This window comes from Pseudomonas sp. UBA6276 (assembly GCF_002438365.1).
Taxonomy (GTDB): Bacteria; Pseudomonadota; Gammaproteobacteria; order Pseudomonadales; family Pseudomonadaceae; genus Aquipseudomonas; species Aquipseudomonas coleopterorum.
This window is the reverse complement of the sequence record NZ_DJUS01000109.1, coordinates 1-21699: the sequence shown is the minus strand read 5'-3', so window position 1 is coordinate 21699 and position 21699 is coordinate 1. Positions and strand designations below refer to the sequence as shown.

At 62.4% G+C, this 21699-nt stretch carries 12 protein-coding genes; 4 read left to right on the top strand and 8 right to left on the bottom strand.

Annotated elements, in window-relative coordinates; all coding sequences use genetic code 11:
• The 3 genes from efeU to B2V21_RS12805 all read right to left on the bottom strand — a co-directional run bounded on the left by efeU (window position 1) and on the right by B2V21_RS12805 (window position 6572).
• Window positions 1–843, bottom strand: coding sequence for an iron uptake transporter permease EfeU (gene efeU / locus B2V21_RS12815; RefSeq protein WP_286917023.1), 843 nt, complete (start codon window positions 841–843; stop codon window positions 1–3).
• A gap of 170 nt (window positions 844–1013) precedes the next feature.
• Window positions 1014–6089 (bottom strand): dermonecrotic toxin domain-containing protein, encoded by a 5076-nt coding sequence (locus B2V21_RS12810; RefSeq protein ID WP_286917022.1) that lies wholly within the window; start codon window positions 6087–6089, stop codon window positions 1014–1016.
• 165 nt (window positions 6090–6254) lie between these two features.
• Window positions 6255–6572, bottom strand: coding sequence for an SCP2 sterol-binding domain-containing protein (locus B2V21_RS12805; RefSeq protein ID WP_049859445.1), 318 nt, complete (start codon window positions 6570–6572; stop codon window positions 6255–6257).
• Window positions 6573–6835: 263 nt separating this feature from the next.
• Here B2V21_RS12805 and sohB point away from each other — a divergent pair, with 263 nt between their 5' ends.
• From sohB to B2V21_RS12790, 3 genes are all read left to right on the top strand, one after another.
• A complete protein-coding gene (gene sohB / locus B2V21_RS12800) occupies window positions 6836–7861 on the top strand; it encodes a protease SohB (RefSeq protein ID WP_049859446.1) in 1026 nt (341 codons plus the stop codon).
• A gap of 96 nt (window positions 7862–7957) precedes the next feature.
• On the top strand, window positions 7958–12277 hold the full coding sequence (locus B2V21_RS12795; protein WP_286917021.1) for an NEL-type E3 ubiquitin ligase domain-containing protein: 4320 nt from the start codon (window positions 7958–7960) through the stop codon (window positions 12275–12277).
• Window positions 12278–12376: 99 nt separating this feature from the next.
• Window positions 12377–17614 carry a dermonecrotic toxin domain-containing protein gene (locus B2V21_RS12790; protein WP_286917020.1) on the top strand — a complete coding sequence of 1746 codons (5238 nt, stop codon included), beginning with the start codon at window positions 12377–12379 and terminating at the stop codon, window positions 17612–17614.
• Between the two features lie 63 nt (window positions 17615–17677).
• Here the strand turns inward: B2V21_RS12790 and B2V21_RS12785 are convergent, their stop codons facing one another.
• From B2V21_RS12785 to B2V21_RS12770, 4 genes are all read right to left on the bottom strand, one after another.
• Entirely contained in the window at window positions 17678–18172 is a 495-nt protein-coding gene (locus B2V21_RS12785) for a DUF934 domain-containing protein (RefSeq protein ID WP_049859449.1), read from the bottom strand.
• Window positions 18156–19814: a nitrite/sulfite reductase gene (locus tag B2V21_RS12780; RefSeq protein ID WP_286917019.1), complete on the bottom strand. Its 1659-nt coding sequence runs from the start codon at window positions 19812–19814 to the stop codon at window positions 18156–18158. The genes B2V21_RS12785 and B2V21_RS12780 overlap by 17 nt, the downstream gene beginning before the upstream one ends.
• Window positions 19815–20163: 349 nt before the next feature.
• Window positions 20164–20325 (bottom strand): hypothetical protein, encoded by a 162-nt coding sequence (locus B2V21_RS12775; protein WP_177327943.1) that lies wholly within the window; start codon window positions 20323–20325, stop codon window positions 20164–20166.
• Between the two features lie 13 nt (window positions 20326–20338).
• On the bottom strand, window positions 20339–20641 hold the full coding sequence (locus B2V21_RS12770) for a DUF1883 domain-containing protein (protein ID WP_049859451.1): 303 nt from the start codon (window positions 20639–20641) through the stop codon (window positions 20339–20341).
• 134 nt (window positions 20642–20775) lie between these two features.
• Here B2V21_RS12770 and B2V21_RS12765 point away from each other — a divergent pair, with 134 nt between their 5' ends.
• Window positions 20776–21126: a hypothetical protein gene (locus tag B2V21_RS12765; protein ID WP_049859452.1), complete on the top strand. Its 351-nt coding sequence runs from the start codon at window positions 20776–20778 to the stop codon at window positions 21124–21126.
• A gap of 7 nt (window positions 21127–21133) precedes the next feature.
• Here B2V21_RS12765 and B2V21_RS12760 read toward each other — a convergent pair whose 3' ends face one another.
• A complete protein-coding gene (locus tag B2V21_RS12760) occupies window positions 21134–21424 on the bottom strand; it encodes a hypothetical protein (RefSeq protein ID WP_049859453.1) in 291 nt (96 codons plus the stop codon).
• Window positions 21425–21699: the final 275 nt, after the last annotated feature.

Genomic DNA, 21699 nt, shown 5'->3' with positions numbered 1-21699 from the left:
TTACTGATGAGTGGCAGGGGAGGAGGGAACCGGCGTCGGCGCGGCATGGGGCATGAAGAACGCCACCAGTGCCACGACCAGATAGATCAGGTACGCGCCCAATGTGCTGACGGTGGGCGCATCCTGATAGCCGAACATGCCGGCCAGCACCGATCCGATCGGACCGTCCATGGGCAGCGTGGCGCTGATGTCGAATACCACGGTCTGCAAGCTGTTCCAGACCCCGGCTTCGTGCAGGGCCATCACGGAATTGGCGAGAATCCCGGCCGCTACCACCAGGATGAACAGACCCGTCCAGCGAAAGAACAGCGACAGGTTCAGGCGCATGCTGCCCGAGTAGATGGCGAAGCCGACCGCCACGGCGACCAGCAGGCCGAGCAGGGCGCCAATGGGCGCGCCAGGCCCCTCGCTCTGTTGAAAAACGGCGAGCAGGAAAAACACGGTTTCCAGGCCTTCACGGGCGACCGCAAAGAACACCATGGCAATGAGCGCGGCAACCTGATGGCGAGAGCCGGTCAGGGCCTGGTCCAGCGCGGCCTGCAACGAATGCTTCACGGAACGGGCGACCTTGCGCATCCAGAACACCATGGAGGTGAGGATGACCACGGCCACCAGGCCGATGAGCGCTTCGAACAATTCCTGTTGTTTCTGCGGAAATTCCGCGCTCATCAATTCCAGACCACCGCCGACCAACAGGGCCACGGCTGCGGCCAGGAAGACGCCAATCCAGACCGCTGGCATCCATTGACCACGGCCGGTCTGTTGCAGGTAGCTGGCGATGATGCCAACGATAAGCGCGGCTTCAATCCCTTCGCGCAGCATGATCAAGAATGGAACCAGCACTTCGCACCGTTCGAGGAGTAATAAGGATGCTAACTTGTAACATAATGATACTCATTATTGAACAGAGCGCTTGATCTTTGCGCCGAGCGGAAGCTGAACAAATCTTCAGGAAGGGGCGGGACTGCGCGCTGCGCCGTTGCCGCCCCAACAGGGACATCGATCCCAAGGCATCAACCCGTGGTGCCGAACACCTCCTGACCCAGGCGAAGCACCAGCAGTGTCAACGAATCGGCATTCGCCAGGATGATCTTCGCACGCACCTCAGGATTGCCGCGAAAGGCCACCCTGGCTTCAGCCAGCGTCGATTGCCCTGACAACTTGAGGATCATTTCGCGCTGCCGCCCATCGTAGTTGCGGAAGTCACGCCGGCCATTGGTACCGCGACGGGTGAACAGGGTCTTGTCCGGCGTACTCAAGGACAGCGCCTCGTGCCGTACGCGGTTCAGGCTATGGGCATACAATTGTGCCTGGCTGTAAGGCCCACCCAGGTTGTCGTATTGCTCGAGCAGCGGTCTGAAGCTGTCCATGTAGGCGATGTCCACCGTCTTGAGCACCTGGTGGCTGACTTCATGCAGCAGTGAAGACGCCTGATGATGGACGAACATGTCGTTCTGGCTGCGATGCAGATTGGAGTACATGACGGTTTCCGGCGGAAGCACGTAAAACTGCTCGGTCAGGAAGATGCGCTGCAGTGGATCGGTTTCCCAGACGAACGCGTGAGTGCCAGCGTGCCCTTGCTTGTTCATGCCCATCCAATAGCGGGGCGATGTCTGCGGGTCCAAACCGGGAGCGGTGAACTCGCTGAGCAGGCGCAGGCAACTGCTGCGGATCTGATGGAGTATGGCGGGTGTGACATCGACCTCGAAGATGTCGGTGAGCACGGCGTTGGTTTCGGCAGCGAGCGGCATATGGGGTGCTGCTTGATTCAGGTTGGCCAAGGTGTTGCGCAGGCAATCCACGCTGTGGGCATGGGCGTCCACCAGTTGTCGATGACGACGAGGGTATTGCTGGCGCATCTGTAGGGCGCCCTCGGCCTGGGTCATGAACAGATCCACCAGGTTTTGCTCGGCGACCCAGATGTCATAGTGCTCGGCGATGGAATAACCCCCGCCCATGCGCAGCACTTCTGCATCCACCCGCCACTTTTGCTGCTCATCCAGCTCGATGGTCGGGCCATCGCCTTGCGCGCTGATGATCTTCAAGCCCACGTCGGCGTCCGCCACCTCGAACACGCGCCCCCCTACAACGGCATACCGATGGCTACCGTCGACGCTTTTGTAGAGGTTGAGCAGCGGATCGAAGTGCAGCTGCGAGAGCACCACATCGGTGGCTTGAGCGTTTTTCAGCGCGGTCAGCCCGGATGTCCCCAATGAGCCTTGCTCAGAGGCCGCCACTTCAGCACTGGGCCGACGCTTGGACGAGTCGCGCCATTCCAGGTCATCCAGCGCTTGGCGCGACCCGACGACGGATGCCAGGGCAGCCACCAGGTCGGCTACCGCTTCACCCCATTTCTGTTCCTTGGCGGCCTCTACCGAATCACGTACCAGCACAACGCCCTGATACAGCGCCACCAGGGAGGCCACGGCGCTGGGCAACATCACCGAGCCCTGTTGCAGGCCCAGCTCCAGCAAGTGACAGAATGCGTTCCAGGTGGCCTCGCCGGCGGACAGGGTCTGCTCCTTGGCTGCCAGCTGGATCAGCTTCATGGTGTCTTCGAAAATCAGAAACAGCGCGTTCCCAGTGTAGGCGTCGTCCGACAGGGTGATCGCAGGCGGACGACCTGGCCGCTGGCCATCGCCGACTTCCGTGGTCCATGGGATATGGGGTTCCTTGAAGCCGCCGTGTTGGTAGCGGGGCTTGGCCTGCTCAGGCAGCCGCGACATGATCAGCGCCTGCAGACCGTTATCGGTCTTCACCTGAGCCAGCAGGCTGGCGCGGTCCGCGAATTCGAGTAGCGTTTGTTCGCCACCATAGGCGCTGTACAGCACCACCGGCCCGGCGGCGTTGTCGTCAGGTGCTATGAGGAACATCGCACAGGCCCGATCGGCAGCAACGTCGGTGTCCGCTACCAGACCGAACGGCGCGATGATGATGTTGTGATGGTGAAGCGGTTCGCGCGCCAGACCGTCGGGCATTTCCATGACCTGCTCGAGCAGGTTGACGGCCTCATTGCTCAGCTTGCCCTGCATTTGCCGTTCAGCGGCGTAGCGCAGCATCTGCGGCGGCACACCGCGGGCGAACAGGCGGCGACGTTCGGCATAGTCAGACGCCGTAGGTGCGAGCCGTTCGGCGAGCATTGTACGATAGGCGCCGCCGATATCGGCCTGGTCTACCAAGGTACGAATCTGATAGGTGCTCGGCGGGGTGATGGTTTGGCTGGGTGGGTCCAGCGCGATGGTCATTGCGCTGCTCAGCGAGCCACCGAACTGGTCGACGGCCCATTGCGTCAGCGACCGCGTCACGCTGGCAGTGTTGCCCAGCGCAATACCGCCACCGGCGTTCACGCCCCCTCCGCTGGTGTCGGTCAGCGTGATCTGCACCCGATCAGGGTTATAGGGTCCCTGGGGCCACGCCTTGCGCATCGCCTCTTTCAACCGGTCTCGGGAGAAATCCAGGATATAGGGGATGTTGGCCAGGTAGTTGCCTTGAACGTCAGTGGTCCACACACAACGCCTCAGGATTTCGGTGTAGCGAGTGATCTGAGCTTTCGATGCCTGCTTGAGCCAGTTGGGCAGCAGTTCCACCAGTTGGTTGTTGGCGATTTCCGTGCCCAGCCATTCAAGGGCCGCCGCCAACGTGTCGTCGCTGCGTCCGAAATCGGTATTGCCCTGCATCAGTTGGGTGGAGAAGTGGCAGTCGATGCCAAGCTCCAGATTGCTTTTCAGGTAATACAGGCGTCGATTGAATTCAAGTGCGCACAGTTCGTCGATGAAATCCCCGCGCAGGATGTGGGTCGTCAGGTCGGACGCACCCCCTAGCTTGGCATTGTCTTGAATAGGGCCTGAGCGGTCCCTGAAGTAGCGACCGCTTGCCAGATGTAGGGACGTTTGGGGCTGGGTCACGACAGTGGCAACGGTCTCTTTCATCTGCTGGGCAGAACTGAAAGCCCGCAGGCCATCCTGGGTTGACCACATCAGTACCGGGCCTTCGGGTTGCGAACGCCGATGGACGAGGAACAGATTGCTCAGCACGACCTCACTGCGATCGCTACGCGCGCGCAGGCAAAGGCTTTGTACCTCCACGTCCAATGCGTTGCGCAAGGCCGCCGTCGGTCGATTCAGCGCAATGTCCAACCATCCGAGCATGTTCTCGTCGATTCGACCTTCACGCCGCGCCGACCCCAGTGTGATGCGCAGGCAGCGCTCGGTGATGGCTCGTCGCTGCCCCTGCAGGTCGTAGGTGCCGCGGTAGTGCGCGTGGGGCGCTTGGTCATGGCGAGCGGCCAAGCCCGCAAATGCGCGGGGCAGGCGACGGCTTTGCTCGCCGATCAGCCGTTCTATCTGCAGGGTGTCGGGCCATCGAAGCGTATTGCCACGCGCGTCCAGCACGTCGTCGACGCTGGACAGAGGTTGGACGATAGCCCCGCTGCAGCGCTCCAGAAAGTAGTCGACCAGCCTGATCGACGACAATTGCGGGGCGCCCGCGATACGCAGGTGCAGTTCGTCGGCCCCCAGGGTCGACTGGATCGCCAGTAGCCCGGGTGCCAGCAACCGTTGCACCCCTTCTACCAGGCTCAGCGAACGTTTGCGTTGTCCATCCAGTTGATGCTGCATTGATTGCAGTTCGCGCAGCCAGGTCTGGCCGTGCACGTCGCCTGGCTCCTTGCCCGTCGTGCTGGCTGGGCTGGCGTGCTTGCCTGCCTCGTCCAGCCAGCCCAGGTTCGGCTCGAGCAAATCGAGAAGCGCAGTGGCTTGAGCCAGGGCGGCCAGTGGGTTGGCGTGCAGCTGGGCAGGGGTAGCGAAACAGTCGTGAGCGCGACGGCGCTGCAGGTCGATGAATCCGTTGGCAAGGGCCTCCCAAGGGCTGCCGAGGAAGGGGATCAGCTGCGGTCTCGGCACAATGGTGGCGTTGAATAGCGCACGTTGGCTGGCGATGATTCGTGGGCTGGTCGAGGCTTGCGCGATCAAGGTATCGAAGTGCTGATTCAACGCCGCAAAGTCGTTACACAAAGTGAAGCCCTGGTCGCAGCTGTACACGCAATAGCCCAGCGAGGTGTCGCTTCTGTCGCTGATCACCAGTACGCCTGGCCACGGCACTGCGCGGTCGGCTTTGGCCGGGTCAGCGGCAAAGCTCAGGCCTTGCAGCACGATGTTCGCGCCTGGCTTGGCCTGGGCCGCGTCCATCAGCAATGTCCGCTGCGCCGGGCTGTAGCCCAGATGTGCCTGGATCTCGAGCACCGCGTTCAGGTAGCTGTGCTTCAGATGTTGGCTCATCAGCGTGCGGTAGCTGGACGCTGCCGCAGGCGGCGTGGACGCCCAAAAACCGACCAGCGCGTCATCGAAAGCACGGGGGAGTGTCGCGACGGTAGTCGTTATCGTGGTGGTGAAGGTGGCCGCTTCGGCGACGCTCAAAGCCTGGCCATACACACCCGTGAAGACATGCTCCACGGACGGCTTGGCGCGGCCGGTCAGAACATCCAGACCGACCTCGATCAGATTCTGGGTGGTTTCGACGGCGCCGGGCGTGCCCACTCGACGCTGCACGCGGTGCAACGCCGGAACGATAGGATCGCTGGCGGGCAGGGCAGTGCGCAGGGCACCGGTCAACTGCTGGTCCAGCACGGTACGTAATGCCGGCAGGCCGCGCAGGCACGCCAGCAGAGGCTTCAGACGCCTGACATTGGCCTGAATGATCGCTTCCATCCAACGTTGAAAGGGCGTCCTGGACACCGAGAGCCAGCGCGCATACGAACCTTCCAGCTCGAATCCGATACCGGGTTCGAGCAAGGCCGCTTCGAGCTCGTCGCGATCGAAAAAGGGCAATATCCCGGCCATCGGCGAGTAGAAGTACACCGCCGGTTTGGCGATGTCGGCATGGGCAATCATCAGACCGCTGAAAATACCTGGCGCCGCGTTGGTCAACAGGCTGATGCGCATGCCATTGGGCAGACTGGGCTGTTCGGGCAGTTGCCGCAGCCAGTCGTGCTCGATCACGCTCAAGCGTTCCTCTTCCAAGGCTTGCAGCAAGTGGCGGGACATGCGCTGCGCCAGTGAGCGAGCATGGAACCAGGGCAGGGTGTTGGACATCGAGGCAGACTCCTTATGGGGCAAGCCGGTCATTGCCAGCTCGCGGAGCGCCTACGCTAGGACCTGCGCGATTCTTGAAAGCTGTAGATATGTGTCGCCTGAGGCTTTGGCTGGATACAAAAACGCCCCGGCACGGGCCGAGGCGTCTGGTGACACGGCAAACGATCAGACCGGAAACAGCTCGCTCAGCTTCATGGCCAGCATCATGTCGCCTTCGGCGCGCAGCTTGCCGCCCATGAAAGCCTGCATACCGTCGGTTTCACCGCTGACGATACCCTTGAGGGTTTCGCTGTCCATCACCAGGGTGACGTTGGCGTCCGGATTTTCACCTTCCTCCAGTTCGCAGGTGCCGTCCTTCACGTGCAGCGCGTAGTGCTTGTCTTCGTCGGTGATGTTGAAACCAAACACCAGATCCAGGCCCTGAGCGGCGGCTGGATTGAACTTGGCTTTCATGGCTTGTACGGCGTCGGCTACGGAGGTCATGGTACGGTCCTTTTTTGGAAGTGTGCCTGTTGGAAGCATGCGGCAAGCGCGCAGTCTTGGGGGGCCAAGGCTCGATGTGACAGTGAACGTCCTGCGAGGTTAGGGGGGGCATCGACAGCTGTCAACGAAAAATCATACGTGCGTTTGAAAGGCTTGTTTGATGCCGATCGTTTCACGGCTGGCCCAAGGCTTTGCCCCCCGGTATGCTGGGCCCATTCAATCGTCCCCTGGTTTGGCGGGCGTCATGCATGTAAGGAGTCACCGTGGAGTTTCTCGCCGATTACGCCGGTTTTCTGATCCGAACCGTCACCCTGGTCGTTGCCATCCTGGTGGTGCTGGCCGCGATTGCCTCGCTGCGTGCCAAAGGCCGGCGCAAACCGGCCGGTCAGTTGCAGGTCAGCAAGCTCAATGACTTCTACAAGGGCCTGCGCGAACGGCTCGAAGCCGGACTGTTCGACAAGGACAAGCTCAAGGCTTTGCGCAAGGAGCAGGCCAAGACCGACAAGAAAGCCAAGAAGAAAAAGCCCGATAGCAAGCATCGGGTGTTCGTCCTCGATTTCGATGGTGACATCAAGGCCTCGGCCACCGAGAACCTGCGTCATGAAATCACTGCCGTGCTGACCCTCGCGACGCCCAATGACGAAGTGGTGCTGCGCCTGGAGAGCGGCGGGGGCATGGTCCACAGCTATGGCCTGGCGTCTTCGCAACTGGCGCGCATCCGCCAGGCTGGGGTGCCGCTCACGGTGTGCATCGACAAAGTCGCTGCCAGCGGCGGCTACATGATGGCCTGCATCGGTGAAAAGATCATCAGCGCTCCGTTCGCGATCCTCGGCTCCATCGGCGTGGTCGCGCAACTGCCCAATGTCAACAAGCTGCTGAAGAAGCATGACATCGATTTCGAGGTGCTGACGGCCGGCGAATACAAGCGCACCTTGACCGTGTTCGGCGAGAACACCGAGAAGGGCCGGGAGAAATTCCAGGAAGACCTGGACGTCACCCACAAGCTGTTCAAGAGCTTCGTGGCCCATTACCGGCCGCAGTTGTCCATCGACGACGTCGCCACCGGGGAAGTCTGGCTGGGCGTGGCAGCGCTCGACAAGCAACTGGTGGATGAGCTCAAGACCAGTGACGAGTACCTGGCCGAGCGCGCCAAGCAGGCCGAAGTCTTTCACCTGCATTACGCCAAGAGCAAAAGCCTGCAGGAGCGTGTGGGGCTGGCGGCCAGCAGTTCGCTCGAGCACGTGGCGAGCAAGGCATGGGGCAAGCTCACCCAGCAGCGCTTCTGGTAGCGGTCAGCCTTATGTAGTGCAGAGCCTGATGTAAACCTTGCTCCACTGATTGCCCGGGAGTCTTTCGCTGCCGGGTAATCTCTCTGGAGCCGTGCCGTGACCCCGCAAATCCCTTCCCCGAGCCCAGGCGCTACGCCTGCTCATCATGATCTTGTCGCTCGTCTGCTGCCCACCTGGCTGACCGGCGCCAGTGCCCAACGCCGCGCCGAGTATCAGCAAGCACTGACCGTGAGTCACGCCGCTGACGCCAAGGTGCAACGTCTGATGAACACCCTCAAGGCGCCTGCCGCATTTGCCGCCGAGCGTTTGGGCCCGGCCTTGCGTTCGCGCTTCAATCTGGACGTCGACCTGAGCAGCATGCAATGGGTCCGATTCGAGCGCAGCTATGGTATCGACCGGCGCGTGACGTCAGTGCGGCGCCAGACACTGCTCGAAGTGGCCATGGCCAACTTCGGGCCTGAGGAAAGCGATAAGGGAGCCTATGACAGCGACACGATGTTGTTGCCGCCCCGTGCCCTGGAGTTGCTGGTCGCTCCCCAGTTCGCCTGGCGTCTGGACCGCAGCCAGGTGCTACCCATCACACCTGATCAGTTTGCGCTTGCCTGTCGAGAAATCGATATGGGCCAGGCCTACCAAGATCATGTGCAGCAGGTGTTCCAAACGCTCGAGCCGGAATCCGGTGATGCACGCGAATTGCTGGAAGCCGGCTTTCGCAGCGATCTGCAGGTGCAGATTCTGAGGTCAGTGCTGCGCGGTGACATCACTGCCCAGTGTGAACAGGTGCTGCAGCAGCTGTTGGATGGGTCTGCCAGCAATGTCAGTTGGAACGGTACTCCTGTCGTGGTTTCCGGCCTCCGTGCCCTGGTCACCTGGTTCAGAGGGGGTACGGTGCTGTCGGGCACATTCATCGTTCAGGCCTCTGCCAGCGCGCAGGCGCCTTGCGTGGTCTACCTGCCGGGTGATCCCGAGTCTCCACTCAAGCAATACGCCAGCCTGCAGGCATTCGCCGATGCCTTGCGCGACAAGCTGCGCCGTCCGGGTTATGCCGATTATTTCGCGCGGTTCATTGGCGAGGCAGACCGTCACGGTTTCTTCGAGCGTTTGAACGACACGTTACGGCCCGAAGCGCTTTCCCTGTGGACCCCCAAAGGCCGAGTCGATGACCCCAACGCCGATATTGGCCTGCGCCTCGAACCCCGCACCGGCGGTTTGGTCGAGCGACTGTACGAAGACACCCTGAGCCTGGTTGTAGCCAACGCGCGTGCCTTTATCGTGCCTACGGCCGATGTCGACCAGGCCGCCCGCGAGGCGAGGTTGCTCAAGTACCTGGAAGTGGGCACCACCTTGCTCAACGCATCTGCGTTCTTCGTGCCCGGCGTCGGTGCAGTGATGGCGGCCGTCGGCGTCGCTCAACTGCTCGGCGAGGTGTTCGTGGGCATCGATGATTGGGAGCACGGACAGACCCAGCAAGCGCTGGATCACCTGTTCGATGTAGCCGAGAACGCGGCACTGATTGCCGCCACTTCGGTCGCCGAAATCACCTTGGCGCGCTCGCCCTTCGTCGAAGGGATGCTGCCGGTCATCGACCGCCACGGCACTACACGGTTGAGTAACCTGAAACTGACCGATTTTGCCGACCCGCAGGCCTTGCCCGCGCACCTGGACCCAGACCGGGCCGGCCAGTATCGGTATGGCGCTGACCGCTATATCAAGCTGGACGGCGTTGCGTACCGGCTAAGCGAGGATGCCAAGCCCGGCCGCTGGTACCTGGAGCATCCCGACCCGCAAAACGGTCTGCGCCTGGCGCTTGAGCACAATGGCGAAGGTGCGTGGCGGGTGGCCCATGAAGACCCGGCACGCTGGGGCGTAGAGCAGGCCATGAGGCGCTTGGGCCCGCTGTTCGAAGACTTCTCGGCGGGCACGTTGCAGCGCATTCGCCACGTCACGGGAATCACTGCTGCGCAGATCCGCCAGATCCACGACCGAGGCCTGCCGCTTCCGGCCACCTTGCGCCTGGCTGCCGCAGACTTTCGCGCCGCCCAAGGCCTCAAGCCGCTGCCCCATGACTGGCCTGAGCAGTCCGCCGTTCACGCCCTGCACCGAGATTTCCCGGGCCTGCCTCGGGAATTGGGCGAAGCACTGTATCGCCAGGCCAACGCCCAGGAGCGCAAGCAACTGATGCAGCAGCGAGTACCGCTGCGTCTGGCGCTGATGGCCCATGAAGGCATTCGTGAAGTGCGCTTGAACCGTGCCATCAGCGGGCTAGTGTTGCCGTCCATGGCCAACCCCGGCAGCGTCAAGCTGCGCCAGGGGTTGCTAGATCTGCTGCCCGAAAGCGAACGTGCTGCCGCCTCTGCCGAGCGCATTGTCCACCTTGCCGTGGCCGATCGTGACCGCGCCGCTCGCCTGATAGGCCAGCGTCGGACGCCCGCTTTCAATGAGCCAGAGCGACTGGATGACGGCAGGATCGGCTATCGCCTCAGCGGTCGCGGGCGCCCCGCGCAGGCACCCGATCTGCCTCATATGGCTGCAGACCTGATGCAAGTGCGCCGCGAGGCGGAAGGCGCAAGACTGGAGGCTGTCCTGAACCAGTGGGCCGCCGAGCCGGCCACCGTGGCGGACGAAGACGGTAACCCGGTGCCCGTGGAACCGGCGGATCGCAGCCTGGCCGCCCAACGCCTTCGCGCTGCCTGGCACCGTGACGCTCCACGAGTGGAAGGCATGGCGGGCGGCCCACCGCAGTATTTCCTCGACTTGTCGGAACTGCGTGTGGGGACCTTGCCGACATTGACCGCCGATTTCAGCCATGTGTCCTACATCACCCTGGAAGGAGCGGGGCATGCAAGCCTGCCGGCAGGCTTTCTGCTGAATTTTCCCAACCTCACCGTGCTCGATCTGCAAGGCAACCTGCTCACCGAGATTCCAGCCGACGTGGCCGCCTTGCCGTATCTGGAGTCCTTGGCGCTGGAGAACAACCGGCTCACCGCTTCGCCGACGATGTTCGACGCCCTGCGCAGGCTCGACCGACTTCAGGCGCTGGTCCTGCGCAACAACCCGATGCGTCTGCCTGCTGCCGCCGTGCAGACATTGAGCAGTTTGACGCCTCTGCGCTACCTGGGGCTCAGCGGCACCGACACTGTCGCCATGGCCGAGCACCTGCCGACTTTGGCCCGGCTGCCCAACCTGGAAAACCTCTGGCTGAGCGACAATGATTTACAGCTGACGCCAACCGCCATGCAAGCGCTGCGCTCGATGCCATTGCTGGACTACCTCGACCTGTCGCGCAATCCTCTGGGCGAGCACCTGGACCTGGCGGAACTGCCGGTCATCGGTGCGCTCAACTTGCGTGAATGCGGTTTGACCCAGTGGCCTCGAGGGCTGACTGAGCTGATGTCGCGCGATCCGCTGACGTTGCGCCGCGTCGCGCTCGACGACAATGCCATTACCGAGGTGCCGTCGCTGGCCGAGCTGGCATTCTTCCGGGAAGAACCGCAGGTGACGACCCCATTGACCCTCTCCTATGCCGGGCTGAGCGAGCTCAGTGTCCGCCGGCTGCAAGCCGTGGGCGTGTCCTTCAAGTACCTCGACGTATTGGCCGCCACTGCCAGTCCTGAAGGGCTACAGCGGCTCCGTGAGCTTCGCGCCCACCCTCAATCGACACGTTTCATCCAATTGCTCGACCGCTTGGGCGAAACTGCGGACCGGACGCTTGCACCGGACAACCTGGCCAGTCGCGCCTGGGCTGTGATCGACGGCGCTGCCCAATCACCGGCGTTGCGCGACGAGTTGTTCTCACTTGCGCAGCGCCCGGATACCTGCGGCGATCAAGTCATCGCGCTGTTCAATGATCTTGAGGCACAGCTGCTGTTTGCCAGGGCCAACGATGCCACCTTGGACGGTCCGCAACGGGCCACTGAGCTGCTCGCCACCTCGCGCAGCCTGTTTCGCCTGAGCCGGGTCGAATCGCTGGCGCGGGCTGAGGTGCAGCGACGGGTACGCGAACGGCAGATCGAGCTGGACGAGTTCGAGGAGGTCGAGGTGCTGCTGGCCTACCGAATTGGCCTGGCGCAACGCCTGGAGTTGCCCAATCAGCCCTATGGCATGTTGTTCGCCAATATCGAACCGGTCACGGCACAGCAGCTCGAAGCCGCCGCGCAACAGGTTCATCAGGCTGAGATCAGGGAGGCTTTGCTGGAGTGGCACATGCTGCAGGACTACTGGTTGGGCTACCTGCGCCGCACGTTCGCCGATCGCCTGGAACAGACCCTGGCGCCATTCGTTGCGCGGCAGCAGGCGCTGGAAGCGGCACCGTACGCTGAAGGGTACGACGAGCAACTGGTGGCGCTGCAGGTCGAGCAACACGCCGCTGAAGCGAGCCTGTTGCGGGCGCTGACCGAGCAGGCCATGGGCGGCTGAGCGGGCACACCTATCTACCGCAAACCCAGCCTTGGGCTTTGTTCCACTGGTGCTTCGCCCGCTACAACCCCGTAGCGGGCATTGCCATGGAGCACAGCCATGACCCTTGATCCTGCCGTAACCGGCGAAATCGCGTCCTATCAGTCATTGATCGAAACGGTACTGCCGCCGTGGTTGACGACAGCAGTACCGGAATTACGCGAGGCCTATTTCGCAAGTTCCCTGCTCAGTGCGCGGTCCAGTGCGAATGCCGCGCAGTTGAGCGCGCGCCTCCAGACGCCTGCGGCGTTCTGCGCGCCGCTGCTGCAGGCGGCGTTGCAGAAGGCCTATCCAACCCTGGGGCTGGACGTCGACAAGCACGAATTGATTCGCATGGTGCGTACTCGCCACGGGTTGACCACCCAGCTGACCCCCAGGCACCAGACCCTGCTTGAAGCGGCATTGCAGAACTTCCTGCCAAGCGAAGCGAAGCCGGGTGGGCTGGAAGCCGGTTCGGTCATTCTGCCCGTAGGCGCGTTCGGTTTTACCCTCAACGACGACGGCAGCCTGCTGTATCGCTACCCGGACAGTGCCCGTGTCAAGCTTGACGTGCATGATTTTGCAGCGTTGGTGCGCACGCTGGATCTGGGCCGTCAGTACCAGGAGCACTTCAAGTCGGTGTTTCGCCCGCTCGGGCAGACACCCAGTGCAGACGCCGAGCAGGCCGACACTGCCACCACCTTCAGCCTGGCCATTGCCGACAATCTGGATGCAGCGGCCGTCACCGCGCGTATCCGCGGAGACATCAGCGAAGCGGCCTACCAGGCGCTCAAGCAGATCACGCAGCCGACGGACTTGCAGCCCCCGCGTTGGGAGGGCAAGGCCTTGCAGTTCTGCCAGCTGGGCTTGCTGCACACACCGCTGACCACCGGCTACAGCCTGCTGGGCATGGTGCTGATCGAGCAGGTGGGCGGGCCGGCTTGCCTGGCTTACCTGCCCGGCGAGCCGGATCATGCACTCAAGGAATATGCTTCGCGCCAGGCCTTTGCCGATACGTTGCGCGAGAAATTGCGCGCGGTGCCTTACCGTGACCACTTCGCGCGCTTCGTCGCCCAGCGCAGTCAGGCGGCCTTTACCGATCGGCTGGTCAATACCTTGTCGCCGATACCCTGGATCGTGCCGGGCGAGTTCGCCAAGCCGCCGGTCCCCGACCCTGCAGCGGACATCGGCCTGCGCGCGTATCCCGTCGAGGGCAAGCTTGTGCACCTTCTGTACAGCCAGCAACTGATCAAGCTGGGTGAGAGTGCGCGGCTGGCGGTGGTGCCGACCGATGACGAGGATCAATTGGCCCGTGAACAGCGCCTGGCGTGGTGGGAAGGTCTGTTGGCGAGCGCCTTCGATGTCGCCACGTTCGTGATACCTGGCGCGGGTGAACTGGGGTTGGCCGTGGGTGCGGTGGAACTGGTCAAGAACCTGTGCCTGGGGGTCGATGACTGGAAGCACGGACAGACGGTGGAAGCGATCAGCCAATTCAGCGCGGTGGCGCAGAACGTAGCCCTGTTGGCCAGCGGAGCGGCTGCAGGCATCGCCCTGGCCCACTCGCCGTTCATGGAAGCGCTCGTCCCGGTCACCGACAGTGCCGGCACGCGACGTTTGCTGCATCCGGATCTGACGGCGTATGCCGCTGACATCAACCTGCCTGCCGAGGTTACGCCCAACGCGCTAGGCCAATATCAGCTCGATGAGCGCACCTACGTACGCATCGATGAGCACTACTACCAGCAAGTGCTGGATGAGGCGAGCGGAAACTGGGTGATCGAACACCCCAAGCTGCGCGACAGCTATCGTCCGGTGCTGACCCACAACGAGGCCGGGGCCTGGCAGCACATTCACGAGCAGCCACTGCAATGGCAAGGTGCTCGACTGTTGCGTCGGTTCGGCGCTATCACCGATCGGTTGAGCGATGTGCAACTGCTGCAGGTCAGCGATGCTTGCGGGTTTACTCCCGAACAGTTGCGCGACATCCATGTGAATCGACAGCCTGCTCCCGCGCTGTTGCAGGACGCGCTGCTGCGTTATCGCGCCCGGCGCGATGTCGAGCGCCTGGTGGCGAACGTTCGCCAGGCACAGCCTCCAGGGGAGGGCGCCGCCTACTGCCTGCCGCTGCTGCAGCGCATACCCGGCTGGCAGGAAAGCTGGGCAGTGCGTGTGGTCGCGGACGATGGCCATTTCGTGCAGTACGGCCCGAACGATGCCGAGCCGATTGTGGTCCAGCGCCGCGACTGGCTGGCGGGCAACCTGTGCGAGCGCATCGTCGAGCAACTCGATACCACCCGCAAACAGCGTCTGTTTGCCGACAGCGTGGAGAACACGGTGAAAGGTCAATCCTCGGCACTGTCGCAAGCCCTGGCCAATGAAGTGCAGGCGGCCAGCGCTGACATTGCCGCCGGGCTCTACGCCCAGCAGGAGCCCACGGTGACCACCGAGGCGGCGCCGGTCAAGCGCCTGTTCCCGGGCCTGTCCGGACGTGCGGCCAATGACCTGGCGGCAAAGGCGCAGGACTGGGAGGTGAGTCAGTTACAGGGCAGCGGACGGCTGTCGGTGCGCCTGGCCGAACAGGCGCGCCTGTACTTGCGCGAACAGCGTCTGAATGAGGCCTGCGAGGGGCTGATCGACCCGTCCCGTACATCCGAGGATCGCGATAGCCTGGCGCTCGGCCTGCTCGCGCACCTCCCGGGCTGGTCGGGAAACACTCGGATCGAGCTCCGTGCCGGCTACGTCCGGGGCCGTGAACTGGCCTCGGTGGGCGCTGAGTCGGCCACCGAGGTGAAGTATCTGGTCAGCCAGGATGGCCAATACCAGGCGTTCGATGCCCGGGAGCAGGCGCTGGCCGGCAAGCAGGATGTGTTCGGGGCGCTGTGCAGTGCCCTGCCGGATACCGAGCTCACGGCGTTGTCGCTTTCGCGCTGGGACAGCCAGGGGCTGCGCACGCGCTTGGCCGCGCTGGCCGCGGCCGATCGAACGCGGGCCGGTCAATTGCTCGGGCAAAGGGTTCTACAGCCCTGGTTCAAGCTGCCCTTGCTCACCGAACACGGGGCGGGTTACCCGCTCAGTGGGCGAGGGGATGCCTCGTGGGGCCAGCGTCGACGCCTGCGAGCGCTGTACCCCAGCCTCAGTTACCGAGACATGGCCGAGTTGCGTCGAGTGCTGCGCAGGCCGGGTGAGAGTTTCGAGCTGGCGATTCAGCGACTGGAGCAGGAATACAAGGTACTGGACAGCTCGCTGGATCTCTGGAGCAAAGCGTTGCCCGAGTATGCCGTCGCACGCGCCGAGGCACGGACGCGCCTGCTCAGGGCGTGGCGTGGCGAAACCCTGCGCGTCAACCTCAGCGGCAGGGTCATTGGCGCTTTGCCTTTGATCACCGCGGATTTCAGCCATATCGTCGAACTGAAGCTGGAGCGCATGAGCCTGGACGAAGACCCTTCCTTCTTTCTCTCGCGCTTCCCGATGCTTGAAAAACTGTCCCTGGCGCAGAACTTTCTACGCGCCATCCCCGCGCAGATCAAAGCGCTCAAGGCACTGAAACACCTGGACCTGCAGCTCAATGTGCTGGAGCCGGCAGCGGATGTGTTCGCCGACCTGACCGAGGATGGCAACAGCCCCCTGCGGGTGTTGAATCTGGATCGCGCCTATGTGCCGAGCGTGGTAGACGGCCACGCGCAGGCGATACTCATCGGCGAGCAGGCGATGACCAGCCTTGCGCGACTCAAGCAACTGCGTTCTCTGATTCTGGCCAACAATACGTTCACCATCGACGACCGGGGCATGACGATCCTGGGTCGCATGAATCAACTGGAAGAGCTGTCGTTGAAAAACACGTTCCAGACGTTGACTGATCAGGGCCGTCAGGCACTCGGGCGGCTGACACGCCTCAAGTCCCTGAACCTGAGCTTCACCGAGCTGGGGCAGGCGCCGGACGTTACCCGCATGCGCATGCTGGAGAAGCTGATCCTGCGTTCCACCGGTATCACCGAGTGGCCAGAGGGTCTGAGCTTCCTGATGAATCGTCACGCCACGCCATTGCGCTGGATCATCCTGAGCGACAACAACCTCACCGAGCTGCCTGACATCGGTGCAACCACCTATGTCAGCATGATGCGCTCCTTCCTGTTGCGTGAGCAGTTCCACTTCAACCTCGACCGCAACCCGCTTTCGGAGCTCTCACGGCGCCGCTTGCGACGGGCGCGCGTCAGTTTCGAATGGGGCGAGCGCAACACGACAAGCAGCGGACACGAGCAGGCCAGCAATGCCTGGCTAGCCGACTGCCCCGCCGGTTTGCGTGCCAGTATCGAGGCGGACCAAAGCACCCCGGAAGCAGCTGCCTTCTATCGAGTGATGGCCCGACTGACCTCCACCGACGCCTACAAACGCCACCCCGAACCGTTCAAGGCGCGCATGTGGTCGGTGATGCGCGCGGTGGTTGCCGATGCCCAGGCAGCGGGCGATGGGCTGGGGACGGGCGACTTGCGCGAGCAGCTGTTCGAGCATGCGACGCTGGTAGACGGCAGTTGCGGGGACGGCATGAGCGTTGTGCTGGATTATTTCGAGACCCGAACCCTGGCTTGGCAGGCGGCGTCCTCGGCCGTGGCCGGTGGCGAGGCAATGCTGCAGCCGTTGTTGGGCTTGGGACGCCAGCTGTACCGGGCGGCACTGGTGGATGAGTATGCCGCGGCCATCACTCAGGGACGCTTGAATCGACGTGCCGCCCTGATTCAGAACAGCCCGGAAACACCCGCGCTGCACGCCATGGATCAGATCACGGACGCGCAACTGCTTGATGGCACCCCGGACGAAGTCGAGATTCGTTTGCTGCTGCGTAACCGTCTGCAGGCGCGTTTGGCACTGCGTGCGCAGCCATCGATGCTGTACAGCGAAATTCTCTCCACCGAGACAACCCGGCAAGTGGGTAATGCGGTGCTTACGGATGAAACCGCCAGCGGGCTGTTGGACTGGCTTGCCGAACAGCCGTTCTGGAGCCTGTACCTGCGTCGGGTGTATCCGCAGCGCTTCGAAGCGGTCGAGACCTTGTGGGGGAACGTGCTGATCCATTTCGAAGAGGCGAAGACGCTGGATCTGTTCAGTGTGGAGCCGGAGAACCTGGGCGCTGTGCTCAAGGCACTCGGCGATCTGGCCCCGGAAACCCTGTGGACCGGGCCGCAAGGAGAGCCACTGCGCGTGGTGATGACGGATCAGGCGGCGTTGGAGATGTACGCCTCGATCAGTACGGGTCGTACCAAGGCAACCCGAGGGTTGATCAGAACCCTGTCTGAAGAGGTGACTGCAGCGAACGTCCAGTAAAGGACATCCGGCAAGAAGGAGCAAAAGGCTGGCGCGGCGAGAGCCCCGCCAGCCTTTTTGCGTTCAGCGACGACGGAACAGGGGCAGCGGTTCGTCGGTGGCCGCCTGATAGGTCACGGAGAAATCCTTGAGGCTTTCCAGTGCTTCGTACGGATCTTTGTCGGCGCGCAAGGCGAAGGCATCGAAGCCGCAACGGTGCAGGTAGAACAGTTGGTCACGCAGTACGTCACCGATGGCGCGCAGTTCACCCTTGAAGCCATAACGATCGCGCAACAGGCGTGCGTTCGAGTAGTTGCGGCCGTCGGTGAATGCCGGGAAGTTCAGGGCAATGACCTGGAACTGGTTGGCCACCTCGCCGATCTCTTCGGCTTCCTCGTCACTGTCCAGCCACACGCCCAGGCCGCCATCGCGGGCCTGGAGCGCCGGACCGTGTTCGCGCCACAGGGCCAGCGGTACGATCAGGTCATCGCAGTTGCTGATGCCGTCGAACGGGGTGTCCTTGGGCAGCAGGTGCCAGGTTTCGTCGACGACTTCGTTGTTCTTAATGATTCGCTGCATAGACGCGCTCCTTGAAGGGGTCGATGCCGATCCGCTGGTAGGTATCGATGAAACGCTCATCTTCAGTGCGTTTTTCCACGTACACGTCGATCAGCTTGGAAATGACATCGGGCATGGCTTCCTGGGCGAAGGAGGGACCCAGGATCTTGCCCAGGCTGGCGTCGCGGCTGGCGCTGCCACCCAGGGACACCTGGTAGAACTCTTCGCCTTTCTTGTCCACGCCCAGAATGCCGATGTGGCCAACGTGATGGTGACCGCAGGCGTTCATGCAACCGGAGATGTTGAGATCCAGCTCGCCGATGTCGAACAGGTAGTCCAGATCGTCGAAACGACGCTGGATGGATTCGGCGATCGGAATCGACTTGGCGTTGGCCAGGGAGCAGAAATCCCCCCCTGGGCAGCAGATGATATCGGTCAGCAGACCGATGTTCGGCGTGGCGAAACCGCCTTCACGCAGCTCGTTCCACAGGCTGAACAGCTGGGCCTGTTCGACGTCGGCCAGAATGATGTTCTGCTCATGAGAGGTGCGCAGCTGGCCGAAGCTGTACTTGTCGGCCAGATCGGCGACGGCGTCGAGTTGCTTGTCGGTCAGGTCGCCAGGGGCCACGCCGGTCGGCTTGAGCGACAGGGTTACCGCCACATAGCCGGGCTTCTTGTGCGCCAGGGTGTTGCGCGAACGCCAGCGGGCGAAGCCGGGGTGCTCGCTGTCGAGCTGGGCCAGGTCAGCCGCAAAATCAGGCAATGCCTTGTAGTCCGGGTCGACGAAGTGCTTGGCCACACGGTGCAGCTCGGCCTCGGTCAGGGTCGTGCTGCCGCCACGCAGGTGCTCCATCTCGGCGTCGACTTTCTGGGCGAAGACTTCTGGCGTGAGGGCCTTGACCAGGATCTTGATGCGCGCCTTGTACTTGTTGTCACGACGGCCATAGCGGTTGTACACGCGCAGGATGGCGTCCAGGTAGCTGAGCAGGTCCTGCCACGGCAGGAACTCGTTGATGAACGCGCCCACTACCGGCGTGCGGCCCAGGCCGCCACCGACCAGGACGCGGAAGCCCAGGTCGCCGGCGGCGTTGTGCACGGGCTCGAGACCAATGTCGTGCACCTCGATCGCTGCGCGGTCGGTGCTGGCGCCGTTGACGGCAATCTTGAACTTGCGCGGCAGGTAGGCGAATTCGGGGTGGAAGGTGGTCCACTGACGAACGATCTCGCACCAAGGGCGCGGGTCGATCACCTCGTCGGCGGCAACGCCGGCGAATTGGTCGGTGGTGACGTTGCGCAGGCAGTTGCCGCTGGTCTGGATCGCGTGCATCTGCACGGTGGCCAGTTCAGCGAGAATGTCCGGAATGTCTTCCACGGCCGGCCAGTTGAACTGCACGTTCTGCCGGGTGCTGATGTGGGCGTAGCCTTTGTCGTAATCGCGAGCGATCTTGGCCATCATGCGCGTCTGGCGCGATGTCAGCTGGCCGTAGGGCACGGCGACGCGCAGCATCGGGGCAAAACGCTGGATGTACAGGCCGTTCTGCAGGCGCAGCGGGCGAAATTCTTCTTCGCTCAGTTCGCCAGCCAGGTAGCGGCGGGTCTGATCCCGGAACTGCTTGACGCGGTCCTCGATGATCCGTTGATCGTACTCGTCATAAACGTACATGGTGATCCTGTTCTCAGGCTGTCTTTCGCATCATCAGAAAAAGCACGCGCACGGTCGCGCACTCTTAGCAGAGCCGACGGAAGATAACAGTTTGTAAATAGACGTAAAAGTGACGTTTGAGTATATGCACCGAACCAGAATGCATATGCCCGTGGGAGTGTTCACCCTGTGGGAGCGGTCATACTGTGGGAGCGGGCTCTGCCCGCGAAGGGGACACCGCGCAGTGCCTGCGGAGCTGCAGTGACCTTTTCGCGGGCAGAGCCCGCTCCCACAGGATTCGCGCTCACCTTGTTGGAGCGGGGCGGGCGGCCAGCCCTCTGCGCGAGGGCACACCACGGATCCAGGTCTATCAGAGCGCCTTGCTGATATGGATGTCGCTGATGTTCGCGGCGTCGTCGCCATGCAGGGCGACCAACGCCGCCTTGGCTTCTTCCAGCGAGCCCGTTTCCAGGTGCGCGAAGTCCCAGCGACGCTGCCCGTCGAGGTTGTAGCGGATCACGTACTTGATCATGGGTGCCCCTGCATCAGGTGAATTTCGAAGCCGTGCGGCGCACGATCTTGATCTTGTGGGTGAACGTGCTCTTGCGCGTGACGCTCGACAGCTTGGTGCCGGCGGTGTCGATGGTGATGTTCCAGAAACCGGTACTGGGCGCCGTGATCTTGGCCGGGAAGGTGTCGAACGCGCCGCCATGATAGGTATGTCGCCCACCGTTCTTGAAGCTGCGGAAGTTGGCGTCGCTCATCAGGCGGATGTTGCAGCGCTGAGAGCACTCGATGACAACCAGATCGTCTTCATTGAGGTGCTCGCGCTGGTGAACGAATTTCATGGGCTCTCCACAGTTACAGGTGCGCGAAAAAGCGCAACGATATCATGTGCATCGCAGCGCGGATAAATTCTACCGATGCATGGAGCAAATTCATGACCTTGCGGTCACAGGGTATTTAATGACGGAGATGCATCATGAAGTGGGCCTGGTTGACGGCAGTGGTAATGCTCGGTGGTTGTGCCACCGTGACGGACATCGAGAAAAGCCCCGAGACCATGAGTGTGATTTCCGGCAAGACCCCCAAGGAATATTCCACCTGTGTGGTCGCCCAGTTGAGCGACAGCCGCGGACCGTCGGTGATCGAACAGAAACACGACGGCTATCGCATCATCGTTCCGCAGAAACTCTCCAAGGATCCGGCCGCCGTGCTGATCGTCGACGATCGTTCCGGCGGCAGCAGCATCAAGGTACACGAGCGCCTGTCCAATGTGCCTCTGCGCCCGGCTGACGTGCGCCAGGCGGCCGAGAAATGCATTTCCGGCTGAGCCGATCCTACTTGCAGATCACCACCAGGCTGCGGGTCTGGTAGTTGCCCAGGTCGGCATCCGCCAGCCCAGCCTCGTCCGCACGTCGCGGCACGCCCTGAGTCGCTACCGTCTGGTAGCCGCCGGGGCACTCGAGTCTTGCCTGCTCGTCGCACTTGTCCCAGGACATGGCCTGACCCGAACAGTCGATGTTCAAGCCCTGTTGGCCGTTCTTCAAAATGGTGGGGGAAGTACTCGCGCAGGCCGAAACGGCGAGCACGGCGATGCAAGACAGGGTAGTGCGCAGGAGGGTGTTCATGGGGCGGGATTCTTCAGGTAGACAAGGGGGCCGCTATGCGGTGGCCCAATGCTATACACTGGCAAGCGGCAAGGGTAGTTGTGCAAGGAAAAATTCCGTTGCTCGACCGATGTAGCAATATTTACCCTGCAGTGGAACTATATGCATCAGGATTTCTCTATCAACCAATCAATTGGCCAGCGGCAGACATTGTGAAGTAGTCGACGCCTGAAACCGACTGTGCCGTACCTCGTCAGCATTGCTCTTTTGTAAGGACTCACATGATCAAGAAATGC